12 protein-coding genes and 1 tRNA gene are annotated in these 12,635 nt (G+C 65.1%); 4 read left to right on the top strand and 9 right to left on the bottom strand.

All coding sequences use genetic code 11. The annotated features are described in order from the left end of the window. Positions 1-9: 9 nt before the first annotated feature. On the bottom strand, positions 10-993 hold the full coding sequence (locus GPT34_RS02575; RefSeq protein ID WP_291009381.1) for a D-2-hydroxyacid dehydrogenase family protein: 984 nt from the start codon (positions 991-993) through the stop codon (positions 10-12). A gap of 224 nt (positions 994-1,217) precedes the next feature. Here GPT34_RS02575 and GPT34_RS02570 point away from each other — a divergent pair, with 224 nt between their 5' ends. The 3 genes from GPT34_RS02570 (at position 1,218) to GPT34_RS02560 (ending at position 3,278) form a co-directional block, all read left to right on the top strand. Beyond that, on the top strand, positions 1,218-2,183 hold the full coding sequence (locus GPT34_RS02570) for a tripartite tricarboxylate transporter substrate binding protein (protein ID WP_291009379.1): 966 nt from the start codon (positions 1,218-1,220) through the stop codon (positions 2,181-2,183). Then, positions 2,180-2,722 carry a carboxymuconolactone decarboxylase family protein gene (locus tag GPT34_RS02565; RefSeq protein ID WP_291009377.1) on the top strand — a complete coding sequence of 181 codons (543 nt, stop codon included), beginning with the start codon at positions 2,180-2,182 and terminating at the stop codon, positions 2,720-2,722. The genes GPT34_RS02570 and GPT34_RS02565 overlap by 4 nt, the downstream gene beginning before the upstream one ends. A 307-nt stretch (positions 2,723-3,029) precedes the next feature. Next, positions 3,030-3,278 carry a GlsB/YeaQ/YmgE family stress response membrane protein gene (locus GPT34_RS02560; protein WP_291009526.1) on the top strand — a complete coding sequence of 83 codons (249 nt, stop codon included), beginning with the start codon at positions 3,030-3,032 and terminating at the stop codon, positions 3,276-3,278. Between the two features lie 64 nt (positions 3,279-3,342). Here GPT34_RS02560 and GPT34_RS02555 read toward each other — a convergent pair. From GPT34_RS02555 to tolB, 6 genes are all read right to left on the bottom strand, one after another. Further along, positions 3,343-3,418, bottom strand: a tRNA-Lys gene (locus GPT34_RS02555). A gap of 39 nt (positions 3,419-3,457) precedes the next feature. Then, complete coding sequence (locus GPT34_RS02550) at positions 3,458-4,285, bottom strand: tRNA threonylcarbamoyladenosine dehydratase (protein ID WP_291009374.1); 828 nt, start codon at positions 4,283-4,285, stop codon at positions 3,458-3,460. Next, the gene (locus GPT34_RS02545; RefSeq protein WP_291009373.1) at positions 4,282-5,394 is read right to left on the bottom strand and encodes a YeeE/YedE family protein; all 1,113 of its coding nucleotides are present in this window, start codon (positions 5,392-5,394) and stop codon (positions 4,282-4,284) included. Before GPT34_RS02545 ends, GPT34_RS02550 begins: the two co-directional genes overlap by 4 nt. Before the next feature lie 49 nt (positions 5,395-5,443). Continuing rightward, a complete protein-coding gene (gene ybgF, locus GPT34_RS02540; RefSeq protein WP_291009371.1) occupies positions 5,444-6,238 on the bottom strand; it encodes a tol-pal system protein YbgF in 795 nt (264 codons plus the stop codon). Positions 6,239-6,243: 5 nt separating this feature from the next. Further along, positions 6,244-6,768, bottom strand: a complete 525-nt coding sequence (gene pal / locus GPT34_RS02535) for a peptidoglycan-associated lipoprotein Pal (protein ID WP_291009369.1) — start codon at positions 6,766-6,768, stop codon at positions 6,244-6,246. Between the two features lie 129 nt (positions 6,769-6,897). Further along, entirely contained in the window at positions 6,898-8,214 is a 1,317-nt protein-coding gene (gene tolB, locus GPT34_RS02530; RefSeq protein WP_291009367.1) for a Tol-Pal system beta propeller repeat protein TolB, read from the bottom strand. 217 nt (positions 8,215-8,431) lie between these two features. Between tolB and msbA the strand changes: the two genes are divergently transcribed. Then, positions 8,432-10,237, top strand: coding sequence for a lipid A export permease/ATP-binding protein MsbA (gene msbA, locus GPT34_RS02525; RefSeq protein WP_291009365.1), 1,806 nt, complete (start codon positions 8,432-8,434; stop codon positions 10,235-10,237). Between the two features lie 138 nt (positions 10,238-10,375). Here the strand turns inward: msbA and GPT34_RS02520 are convergent, their stop codons facing one another. Together GPT34_RS02520 and GPT34_RS02515 are read right to left on the bottom strand one after the other, a co-directional pair. Continuing rightward, positions 10,376-11,929, bottom strand: a complete 1,554-nt coding sequence (locus GPT34_RS02520) for an Rne/Rng family ribonuclease (RefSeq protein ID WP_291009363.1) — start codon at positions 11,927-11,929, stop codon at positions 10,376-10,378. Positions 11,930-11,969: 40 nt separating this feature from the next. Then, positions 11,970-12,593: a Maf family protein gene (locus GPT34_RS02515; RefSeq protein ID WP_291009361.1), complete on the bottom strand. Its 624-nt coding sequence runs from the start codon at positions 12,591-12,593 to the stop codon at positions 11,970-11,972. Positions 12,594-12,635: the final 42 nt, after the last annotated feature.

Here is a 12,635-nt window from a genome sequence, read left to right as displayed (position 1 = left end):
CCTGCCTTTTCAGGGCGCCAGCACACGTGGCAACGGATCCCTGGTCAGCCAGGCCAGCACGCATTCGCGAACATCCTGCACAAAGGTTTCGAATACGGGGCGTGCCACAAAGCCCAGGTGCGGGCTCAGCAGCGCCTGCGGGAAATGGCGCAGGGGGTCGTCCGCGGGCAGCGGTTCGGCATCGAACACATCGAGGGCGACCTGCGCCGGTCGGCCTTGTGGCAGCGCCTGCAGCAGAGCCTCTGTGTCGATCAGACTCGAGCGCGAGGTGTTCACCAGCAGGCTGTCGGGGCGCATCAGGGCCAGCCGCTCAGCATTGATTAGCCCGTGCGTCTGTGGTGCAGACACCAGGTGCAGGCTCACGATGCGCGAGCGCGCCAGTAGTGCGTCCAGATCCACGAAGCTGGCTCCGTGTTCGGCTGCGCGTTCGGCCGTCATGCGCGGGCTCCACGCCAGCACCTCCATGCCAAAAGCCTGCGCGTAGCGGGCCACGCGGCCACCAATTTCGCCCAGGCCCACCAGTCCGAGGGTCTCGCCCTTGAGCATGGGCAGCAGGGCGTGTGACGTGCGCCAATGGCCCTCCTCCTGCGGCTTGCTCTGCATGAGCGCGTTGGAGTTCTCCACCAGCCGCTTGTGGGCCGCCATGATGAGTGCCCAGGTCAGTTCGGCGGTGCTGTCCTTGGACGGGCCCCAGCCGGTGTGGCAAACCGGAATGCCGCGTGTTGCCAGCGCAGCGGTATCAAGCGCGAGGTTGCGCGTGCCGGTGAACACCACCAATTTGAGCCGGGGCAGCTGGGCGATCAGGTCGGCCATCATGGGGGTGCGGTCTCGCATCAGCACCAACACATCGGCACAGGACAGGAGCTCCAGCAGCGGCGCACCTTTCAGCGGCGTGGTCTGTATGTGCAGCCGCGCACGCTCGCGCACGGGCTGCCAGTCGGCCAGGGCGTCGAACGCCTGTTCGTAATCGTCCAGCACCACAATGCATGGCATCTGGCCGGGGGCGGCGGATGGGATTGAAGGAGTCTGATTCATCACAAGGGGTATCCGGCAAAAGCAACATCACAGGTGCCAGCGATCAATGATCGGCGGGGTGCCCGGGATGATAGGCGCGCCAGCACCCGTAGTTCTACGTACAGACATTGACCCTGCGCCGCCCATACTGCGAGGCTCGAGACACAGGCATCCCTCACTTTTCCACCCAGGAGACAAAAACGATGATGAAGAAGCTGCTCGTATCGGCCGTGGTAGCCTTGACCGCCGCAGGCGGCACGCTGGCCCACGCCCAGGCCTGGCCCAGCGCCAAGCCCATCCGCCTGATTGCGGTGTTCCCGCCCGGTGGCTCCGTGGACCAAGTGTCCCGCATTCTGGCCGAAGGCCTGCGCACCGAACTCAAGCAGACGGTGGTGGTTGAGAATATCGGTGGTGCCTCCGGCGTTATCGGTACCGCGGCCGTGGCCCGCGCCGATGCCGATGGCTACACCTTCGGTGTGGTGTTCGACACCCACGCGGTGAACCCGGCGCTCAAACCCGGTATCGCGTTCGACACATTGAAAGACCTGACGCACGTCAACCTGCTGGGCACCGCGCCCATGGTGTTGGTGGCCAGCAAAGGCTCACCCCTGACCAGCTTCGCCCAGCTGGTGACACAGGCCAAGGCCAAGCAGCCCAACAGCTTTGGCACCATCGGCACCGGCAGCCTGGGTCACCTGGTCCTGGCTCAGCTGGCGCAAAACGCCGGCTTCAATTGGACCCACATTCCCTACCGGGGAGGCGGCCCGCTCATGAACGACGCCATCGGTGGTCACGTGCCCCTGGCCGTAGGCTCGCTGTTTCTGGTCAAGCCCCACGCCGATAGCGGCAATGTCACGCCGCTGGCCGTGACCACCAGCACCCGGTCCAAGGACATGCCCAACGTGCCGACCATTGCGGAAAGTGGCTTCCCTGGCTTCGATGCACCGGCCTGGTGGGGTGTGATCGGCCCAGCCAAGATCCCCGCGCCTGTGGTGGCTCAATTCAACGAAGCCCTGCGCAAGGTGCTGCGTGACCCGGCGGTGTCGAGCAAGCTTGAAGCCCAGGGCATCAAGATAGATGGTCGTGGCCCCGAGGTGTTCACACCCTTCGTGGAGCGCCAGATGACGACCTGGGCCAAGTTCATCAAAGATAACAACATCACCGAATGAACGAGGCCGACCGGATCGTTCCCTTCCAGCCGCTGGACCTCGCGGAGCCCGCAGCTCTGGTGAGCGCCATCCGCGAGCGGCGCGGCGGGGAACTGCTGAATCTGGACCGCATGCTGCTGCACAGCGCCCCGCTGGCCACCGGCTGGAACGGGTTTCTGAAGCAGGTGCGCGAGCACATGAGCCTGGAGCCGCAACTGCGGGAACTGGCCATGTGCGGCGTGGCGGTGCTTAACGCGGCCGAGTACGAGTTCACCCAGCATGCCCCACTGTTCCTGAAGGCCGGCGGTACCCAGGCGCAGCTCGATGCGCTCAGGCAACTGGGCACAGAGCGCTTCGACACCGGTGCGTTCCATGCGGTTCTGGCTGATGCGGCCCAGCTCACGCTGGAAATGACGCGGCACATCCGTGTGGAAGACGCGCTGATGCGCCGCCTTCAAGCCGCCCTGGGCAACCAGGCGCTGGTGGAACTGGTGGGTACCGTGGCCGCGTACAACATGGTGTCGCGCTTTCTGGTGGCGCTGCACGTGACGCCGGAATAGCAGGCGGGGCCTTTGCCCGCAACCTCAAGGCTTCTGCTCCCGGCTGGTTCATGTCGCTGCTATTGAGGCACAAGAGGCAAGAGGTCAGTGGCGTCACACTGGATAGGTCCTGACCGCCGCAGGCGCAACGCGCAGAGGTGCGAACAGCTCAAGCCGCTGAAAAAACAACGCGGCGTGATGCTTTGCACCTGGGCAGTCCTGCCCGCCTTGACCTTCACACGACGGCCTGCCTGACCCGCTAAAGTCGAAGCACCAGCCGCCGTCCGGCGCGCTGTGCTTTCAGCTAATCACCAGAAAGGCTTACCTCATCATGTCCCTCATCGTCACCCTCATCATCGGCCTGATCGCGGGCTTCGTGGCACGCGCCATCAAACCAGGAGACGATGGCATGGGCTGGATCATGACCGCGGTGCTCGGCGTGGCCGGGTCATTTCTGGCCAGCTACGGTGGCGCCGCGCTGGGTCTGTATGCCCCTGGACAACCAGTTGGCTTCATCGCCTCCGTGATCGGCGCCATCATCTTGCTGGTGATCTACGGCCTGGTGAAAAAGAAATAGGCCGGCCTCAACCCGGCCCAGAAACAAGAAAGCCCTGATCTTGCGATCAGGGCTTCGTGTTTTTTGGTGGGACGTGCGGGGGTCGAACCCACGACAAACGGATTAAAAGTCCGCTGCTCTACCAACTGAGCTAACGTCCCACTCGGTTCCGCAGTTCGCTTGTAGCTTGCTGCGAAGCCTCAAATTATAGCGTCTTTTTTTGGTGCTTTTGAAGTCTGATGCTCACTCGCTGCGACCCGGTTGGCCAAACGGTTGAGCACCCATCCCGCAGCGCAAAAACCAAACGAGGCGGTCACGCTCACCACCGAGCCATAGCCGTGGCAATTGAGCGAGCCGTCGCCCGCGGTCTCGTCGATGGCGCAAGACGCATCGGGCGGTGCCACCGCTTCACGGCTGAAGACGCAGGCCAAGCCCATGCGGCCCTGCCTCGCACCGCCATGGTGTTTGCGCAAGCGGTAGCGCAGCGCGGCCAGCAGTGGGTCGTGCGTGGTCTCGGCCAGGTCAGCCACCTCCACCGCCTGCGCCAGTCGTTTGCCACCGGCTGCGCCCACGGTGATCATGGGCAGGCCCTGCTCCTGTGCCCAGGCGGCCATCACGGTCTTGGCCTGCACCTGGTCGCAGGCGTCGACGAGCGCCGCGGGTGGCGCATCGGGCGCTACAGCGCTCAGCAGTTGAGGCCAGTTGTGCGGCGTCACGAATTCGTCGACGACGTCCACCACACACGTCGGATGGAACAGCGCGATGCGATCGCGCATGGCTTCGCCTTTGGCCTGACCCAGCGTGGGCTCGGTCGCTTGAATCTGCCGGTTGATGTTGGATTCGGAAACGTGGTCCAGGTCAATCAGAGTCAGGCGCCTCACCCCGCTTCTAGCCAGAGCCTCGACCGCCCACGAGCCCACACCGCCAATGCCCACTACCACCACATGGGCATCAAATACGGCCTGCGCGCCAGTCACCCCGTAGAGGCGGCGCAAGCCGCCAAACCGGCGCTCAAACGTATCGCTCACTCGCGCTCCAGCAGCCACATCTGGAAACGAAATCCCAGCACCGCGCCGGCCGCAATGCCCGCCACCGCAATCACGCTGGTGAGGCTGAGCGTAGACAGGCCTGACAGCCCTTGTCCCACGGTGCAGCCGAGTGCGGTGACGCCACCTACGCCCATGCAGGCTGCGCCCAGCAGGTGCAGCGCGGTGTCTTGGGTGCTGCGAAAACCCTCCCACCGGAAACTGCGGTCCAGCAAGGCCTGCACACAGGCACCGACCACCACACCCACCACCGTCACCACGCCGACTGTCAGCAGCTTGGATGTGTCGCTGAACAGGATCAGCCAATCCAGCGTGTAGGCCATGGGCGCGGTGAAGGTGAGCGACTCCATGCGCCCGGTGTTGGTGGCCAGGTAGACCGACTCCAGCGTTTCGGGGTGCTCGGCGACAAAGCCCATGTGGCCACTGACCCACCACATGGCCACGATCACGGAGCCCAGCCCGAGGCCGGCGAACAGGTTGTTGAAGCTGCGGAAATCGCGCTCGACCAGCGCCCAGATCACCAGCGCGCCACCCACCACCAGCGCCGCCAGCAGACCCGCTAGGCCAGGCTCCAGCCCAAAGCCCGCAGCGATCCAGTGGGGCAAGGCGCCGCCGGCAGGAATTTCAAAAGCCACCTGATCCACCGTGTTCACCCGCAGCACGGCGAACACGCCACGCAAGGTGGCAAAGGCGAAAAAGCCCATAACGAAAAACACCACCAGCGATTTCAGGCTGCCCGCGCCGATGCGCACCAGCGTCTTGCTGCCACAACCAGAGGCAAGCACCATGCCAAAGCCAAACAGCAGGCCGCCGACGGTGGCCGAGAGCCAGATGATGCGACCCGAGGTGTAAATCGTGTTGCCCGCATCGATCCAGCCCAGCCAAGCCATACCGTAGAAGCCGATGCTGGCCACGCCAACCGCCATGCCCCACATGCGCATGCGCGTCCAGGAGCCCATGTTGACCACGTCGCTGACGGCACCCATCGTGCAGAAATGGGTGCGCTGGGCGATGAATCCGAAAGCCAGCGACACCACGAACGCGGCCCACAACACTTGCGTATAGAGGGCTTGGAGGTCGGCGATTTGCATGGCCGACATTGTAGGAGCAGGCCAGGAGCCCTACTCCCAGCCAGCGCACTCAGCGCAGGCGCGCGAGCCGCTCCTTGCCGGCGGTGGCCGCTTCGGACTGAGGGTGATCCTTCACCAGCTGGTCCAGCGTACGGCGGGCACCTTTTGTGTCTTTGAGCTCGACCTGGCTGTTCGCCATGGCCAGCAAAGCCTCGGGGGTGCGCACGTGGCTCGGAAACTGGGTGACCAGTCGCCGATGCGTTTCCAGCGCCGCCGCATAAGCCCGCGTGGCGTACTGGGCATTGCCCAGCCAGTACAGCGCCGACGGCGTGTAGCCACTCTGCGGATAGCGGCGCAGAAACGCAGCATAAGCATCGATCGAGGCGGTAAATTCGGAGCGGCGCAGCTGCTCCAGCGCCGCGTCGAACTCGCGCTTCTCTGCTGGGGCGGCGGTGAAGCTCACCTCATCGTGCGTGATCTTGATCGGTTCGACCTGGCGCAGGCGCTCGTCCAGACCTGTCTGCACATCTTTTTGCTGGCGCTGTAGTTCAGACACTTCACGCGCGAGCTGCTCGTTGAGCCCACGCAGCCGCGCCATCTCGGCACGCAGCTGTTCGATCTGGTTGGACAGCTCCAGCAGGCTGCGGCGCGTGGTGGCGTCATTGTCCTGCTTGCTGGTCTCCAGCGCCTTGCGGGCCGCTTCGGCGGCCTGCTGGTTGGCATCGACCTTTTGGCGCAGTTCGATGATGGCCTTGCGGGCCTCGTCGTCGCCAAACAGGGCATGGGCCTGCAGTGGCCAGGTCAGGGCCAGCGCAAGCGAAGCAAGCGGGATCAGTCGGTGCACATGAGGCTGGGGCAGGCGCATGGTATTCAACGGTAGGTCAGTTCGACGCGGCGGTTCTTGGCAAACGAGGGTTCATCAAAGCCCGTCATCGCTGGCTTTTCTTCGCCGAAACTCACCGCCTCCATCTGGCTGTCGCTCACGCCCAGCAGACCCAGCGCTCGGCGCACCGCTTCGGCACGCTTCTGGCCCAGCGCCAGGTTGTATTCGCGCCCACCGCGCTCGTCGGTGTGGCCTTCCAGTGCCACCCGGCGGCTGGTGTTGGCGTTCAGGTAACGGGCATTGGCTTCCAAGCTCGCCGCGAACTCGGGCCGGATCACAAAACTGTCGTAGTCAAAGTACACGATGCGTTCCAGCGATGCGGGCTGGGCAGAAGCGTTGGAGCCGACCTCAACGCCAGACACTCCGCCCGCGCCGGCCGCACCGGCGGTGCCGCCCGCGGCTGAGCCGGCTCCCAAGGGGCTCACGGCCGTGCCGCTGCGGTCCTGCACCGGGACCTCGTCGAGCTTGACGTTGGTACCGCAGGCAGCGAGCACCAGGGCGCAGGCGCACACACTTAAGCTTGTGAGAAATCGGCGGGCGAGTCCGGGGTTTGCGGATTCGTTAAGGCGAATGCTGAAAGTCATGTTGGTTCCTTGTGTGACTTGAGGTGGGGTCATGAGCGGGAGGTCGGGCCGGCCTGCTCAGCGGAGAAAGGGGCCCCACTCGGGCTCCCGGATATCGCCCTGAGCACCCGCCAGGCGGGACTTGATGCGGCCGTCCACGCTGGTGGTCATCAGCGCCTCCTGGCCCTTGTCGCGCGTGGCGTAAATGATCATGCGGCTGTTGGGCGCAAAACTCGGACTCTCGTCGGCACTGGTTTCGCTGATGGCGGTGACGTTGCCACTGGCCAGCTCCAGCACGTGCAGTCGAAACGCGCCGTTGACGCGTGAAATGAATGCAAGCCAGCGCCCATCGGGACTGGCCGAGGGCGAAATGTTGTAGTTGCCGTTGAAGGTCAGGCGCTTGGCATTGCCGCCACCAGCGTCCATCCGGTAGATCTGCGGTGACCCACCGCGGTCGCTAACGAAAAAGATCGTTTTGCCGTCGGCGCTGAACACCGGCTCGGTGTCGATGCTGGACGTCTGAGTGAGGCGCTTGGGGTCGCCGCCAGTGGCGTCCATAACGTAGATCTGGGCATTGCCCGACAGGGACAACGTGGCCACCAGCTGGCGGCCATCGGGTGACCATGCCGGTGCGCTGTTGGAGCCCTTGAAGTTCGCCAGCAGCCGGCGCCGGCCCGTGGCCACATCGTGGGCATAGATCACCGGCTTGCGCGCCTCGAACGACACGTAGGCCAGCTGCGATCCGTTAGGCGCCCAGTTGGGCGAAATGATGGGCTCGGGGCTGCTGAGCGCAGAGCGGGCACCCTCGCCGTCGGCATCGGCCACCCACAGCGTGTGGCGGGTGCCAGCCTTGGTCACGTAGGCGATGCGGGTGGAAAAAACGCCCTTCTCACCCGTGAGCTTTTCGAACACGTAGTCGGCAATGCGGTGGGAGGCGAGTCGAAGCGCCTGCGCAGCCACCGGGTAGCTCAAGCCCCCCAGGTCCTGCCCACGCACCACGTCCCAGAGGCGAAAACGCACATCGAAGCGGCCGTCGGCCAGGCGCATGACGCTGCCGGTGACCAGCGAGTCGGCGCCTTTGTCGCGCCACGGTGATAGGTCCGGTCGCGAGGTTTCGTCGAGTGCGCCCGGTGCTGGGGCCACAAAACGGAACTGGCCACTGCGCTCCAGGTCGGCGCGCACGATGGCCGCGATGTCTTCGCTGGCAGCGTCGTTGCCACGGAAGGCCACCACGGAGAACGGGAACTGGGTGAGACCGACGCCGGAGACTTCGACACGGAACTGGGCAGCGGCCTCGCGCAGCGGCCAGCTGATGAAGGGGAGCGCGGCCGCAGCACCCAGCAGGTGGCGGCGTTGTGTGGGTGCCCAAGGGTTCAAACGGGTCAAATCGAGCATCCTTAATCTTGCAAACAATCCAGTGCTGAGCAGCTTGGCCAGCGCTACACCACTGCAACCGATAATAACGGAGGGGTTTTGGCGTCCCGTGACAAGATGTGTGCTGCACCAGCGCAGGCCCAAATGCCAAACATCAACGATCGCCACAAGCCCTTTGCGCTGACCTCCTGACCGCCAGAATGTTCCCCGTCCCTCGAACTTTGCGAAACACCTGCCCTTGAATCCGCCCGATACCGACACCGCCCTGCCCGTGGATTCGGTGCGCAAACGCCTGCTGCGCCTATGGCCCTACTTCAGCGCGGCACGCGGCGGCATCGCGCTGGCGGCGGTAGCCACGCTGGCCGGCGCTCTCACCGAGCCGATGATTCCGGCGCTGCTCAAGACCCTGCTCGACAGAGGCTTCACCGATGGCGCGATTGCCCTGTGGATGGTGCCGGTGGCGCTGATCGGGCTGTTTGGACTGCGCGGCGCCGCGGTGTTCATCGCTCAGTACGCACTGGCGCACACCGCGAGCCTGGGCATTCTGAACCTGCGCCGGGCCATGATGGCCAAGCTGGGTCATGCTGAGCTCTCGCTGTTCGCCCAGCAAAGCGCCAGCAAACTCTCCAACACCCTGGTCTACGAGGTACAGACCGGCTCAGCCATGCTGGTGGGCGCCTTCCTCACCCTGGCCAAGGGCGGCCTCACCGTGCTGGCGTTGCTTGGCTATCTGCTGTTCCTGAACTGGAAGCTCACACTGATCGTTCTCCTGCTGTTTCCGCCTCTGGTGCTGGTGATGCGGGTGCTCTCGCGCCGCCTCTACACGCTCACGAAGAGCACCCAGAGCGCCACCGACGAGCTGGCTTATGTGGTGGAGGAAAACGCGCTGGCGCACCGCATGGTGCGGCTGCACGGCGCCCAGGCCCGCCAGGCGCAGCGCTTTGACGGCCTGAGCCTGCAACTGCGCCGGCTGGCGCTGAAATCGACGGTGGCACAGGCCGCCATGACCCCGCTGACCCAGATTCTGGCAGCGGCCGCCCTCTCTGCCGTGATCACCACGGCGTTGTGGCAGAGCAGCAGCAGCGGCGTCACGGTGGGCAACTTTGTGGCGTTTGTCACCGCCATGCTGATGCTGATCACGCCGATCCGCCAGCTGGCCGAGATCGCCGGGCCGATTACCCGCGGCCTGACCGCACTGGAGCGAGGTCTGGCCTTGATCGAAGGCACGCCCGATCAGATCGGCGGCGCGCACCAAGCCAACCGCGCCGAAGGACGTCTGGAGCTTGACAGCGTGTGGGTCCGCTACGCCCGGCGTGAGAGCGAGGGCGGCTTGGCTGCCGACGCCGAAGGCCCGGCCGCGCTGCGTGGCGTGAGTCTTGTGGTCACACCTGGTGAGGTGGTGGCCTTTGTCGGCCCGTCCGGATCGGGCAAGACCACGCTGATCAACCTGCTGCCGCGCTTCGTCGAACTCGAACATGGCAGCGTGCTGCTCGACGGCGTGCCCCTGACCGACTGGGACCTGGCCAGTCTGCGCAGCCAGTTTGCGATGGTGACCCAGGACGTGGTGATGCTCAACGACAGCCTGGCGGCCAACGTAGCCCTCGGCGCCGGCTCCAACGAAATCGATGAGCTGCGGGTGCATGCCGCGCTCAATTCGGCCAATCTCGGGGAGCTGATTGACCGCCTGCCGCAAGGCATCCACACCACAGTCGGGCACAACGCCGCCGAACTTTCGGGCGGTCAGCGCCAGCGCCTGGCGATCGCCCGCGCCATCTACAAAGATGCGCCCATCCTCATCCTCGACGAAGCCACCTCAGCACTCGACAACGAGTCCGAGCGCCTGGTACAAGACGCACTCGCCAAGCTCATGAAGGGCCGTACCACCCTCGTGATCGCCCACCGCCTGTCCACCATCGAACACGCCGACCGCGTCGTGGTGCTGGCCGATGGCCACATCGTTGAGCAAGGCAGCCACGCCGAACTCATTGCAGCCGACGGCCTGTATGCACGGCTGCATTCACAAGGCCTGAGCACCTCAGGCTGAGCTGGCCAAGCCAGCCGCGCTCTACAAACAATGGCACCGGAGCGAGGGGCAATGGGTCAGCACACGCCGTGGAACCGGCTCGGCCGGGCAAAAGGCGTGGTCCCCCTGGGCGAAGCCGCGCGGCGGCGCAAGGGGGATTCAGATCAACACAATATCGTATTGCTCTTGCGTCATGGCGCTGTCGGCCTGGAGCGAAATCGGCTTGCCAACAAAATCCGACAAGCCAGCCAGGTGCTGACTTTCTTCATCCAGAAACAGCTCGACCACCTGGGGTGAAGCGATGACACGAAACTCTCGCGGGTTGAATGCGCGCGCCTCACGCAGGATCTCGCGCAAGATGTCGTAGCACAGGCTGCGCGCTGTTTTGACCACGCCCCGGCCACTGCACGCAGCGCATGGTTCGCTGAGCAGCTGCGCCAGCGACTCGCGGGTGCGCTTGCGCGTCATCTCCACTAGGCCGAGCTGGGAGAAACCGCCCGTCATGGTCTTGACGCGGTCGCGCGCCAGCTGCTTGCGGAACTCGGACAATACCGCCTCGCAGTGGTCCTCGCGCAACATGTCAATGAAATCCACGATGACGATGCCACCCAAGTTGCGCAGTCTCAGCTGCCTGGCGATGGCCTGTGCCGCTTCGAGGTTCGTGCGGAAGATGGTGTCGTCGAAGTTGCGCGCACCGACAAAACCGCCGGTGTTCACATCGACCGTGGTCAGCGCCTCGGTCTGGTCGATCACCAGGTAGCCGCCGGATTTCAGATCGACCCGCCGGCTGAGCGCCCGCACAATGTCTTCGTCGATGTTGAACAGATCAAAGATGGGGCGTTCACCCGCGTAGTGCTGGATCTTCTCCACCGTGTCCGGCATGAACTCGGCGGCAAAGGCCCGCATCAGCCCATGCTGTTCGCGCGAGTCAATGCGGATGCTCTGCGTCTGGCTGCCCACCAGATCGCGCAGCACGCGATGCATGAGGTTCAGGTCTTCGTGCAGCATGGTCGGCGGCGGCTGACGCGTGGCCGCCTCCCTGATGCGCTGCCAGGTCTTGCGCAGGTAGGCGATGTCGTCCGACAGTTCCTCGTTGCTGGCGTCTTCGGCGTTGGTACGCAAGATGAAACCGCCCGGTGCGCCGCCACCCGGCGGCGCCGCCAGTGCGGCCACGCGTTGCCGCAAGGCCTCGCGCTGCGCCGCAGGAATCTTTTGCGACACGCCGATGTGGTTGTCCTGGGGCAGGAACACCAGCAGCCGCCCCGCGATACTGATCTGCGCGGTGAGGCGCGCGCCCTTGCTGCCGATCGGGTCCTTCAGCACCTGCACCATCAGCGCCTGACCCTCAAAGATCTGGCGCTCAATGGGCAGCACCGGGTCTGGTGGCAGCACACGCGGGTTGCCGCCCTGGGCGGGCAGTGTGTCCACCGCCGGCTGGGCCGGCGTGGACTCACGAGCTCGCGGCGCGGCGTGCTTGGCGGTGATGTTGGGCATGAGATCGGCCACATGCAGGAACGCCGCGCGGTCCAGCCCGATGTCGATGAAAGCCGATTGCATGCCCGGCAGCACTCTGGACACCTTGCCCAGGTAAACATTGCCCACCAGGCCACGCTCCAGCGTGCGCTCCAGGTGCACCTCTTGCACTGCGCCCTGCTCCACCACCGCCACCCGCGTTTCCTGCGGTGCCCAATTGATCAGAATTTCCTGGCTCATCGTGTGGCGTCTCGCATCGTGTGGTGGTGAGGGCGTCGACTCAAATCAGGGGCACGCCAGCGGCGGCCAGCACCTGCGCCGTCTCGCTCGCAGGCAGGCCCATGATGCCCGAGTAGCTGCCGCTGATGCGAGGCGTCCACAGCGCCGCCAGGCCCTGAATGGCGTAGGCTCCCGCCTTGCCCATGGGTTCGCCGGTGGCCACATAGCGCCGAATCTGTGTCGGGCTCAATGTGGCAAACCGCACCCGCGACACCGACAGCGCCGCCCAGCTGCGGGTGCTCCGACCCGCCAGCTTGCCCACTGCCACCGCGGTCAGCACTCGGTGTTCTCGGCCTGACAGATCGGCCAGCATGGCGCGCGCCTCAGCTGCGTCCTGCGGCTTGCCCAGGATGCGCCGGCCGAGGGCCACGGTGGTGTCGGCACACAGCACGGGCGCCTGCGCCAGTCCGCGTCGCCTCAGGCGCGCCAGCGCCGCCTGCAGCTTGAGCGCGGTGACCCGCTGCACATAGGCCGCTGGCGCCTCGCCGGGCGACACGGCTTCGAGCGACTCCACGTCCTCATCAACATCGGGCAGCAGCAGCTCGCAGCGAACGCCCCACTGCTCGAGCAACTGGAGGCGGCGCGGACTTTGGGACGCGAGATAAATCATGGGGCTGGGCGGCATGAAGCGGAACCTTTGAACGTGGTCGCGGAGGGCAAAGCCACC

The sequence above is a fragment of the Hydrogenophaga sp. genome, assembly GCF_011390835.1.
Taxonomy (GTDB): Bacteria; Pseudomonadota; Gammaproteobacteria; order Burkholderiales; family Burkholderiaceae_C; genus Hydrogenophaga.
The sequence above is the reverse complement of the archived record's forward strand: the minus strand, read 5'-3'. Positions and strand labels throughout refer to the sequence as shown.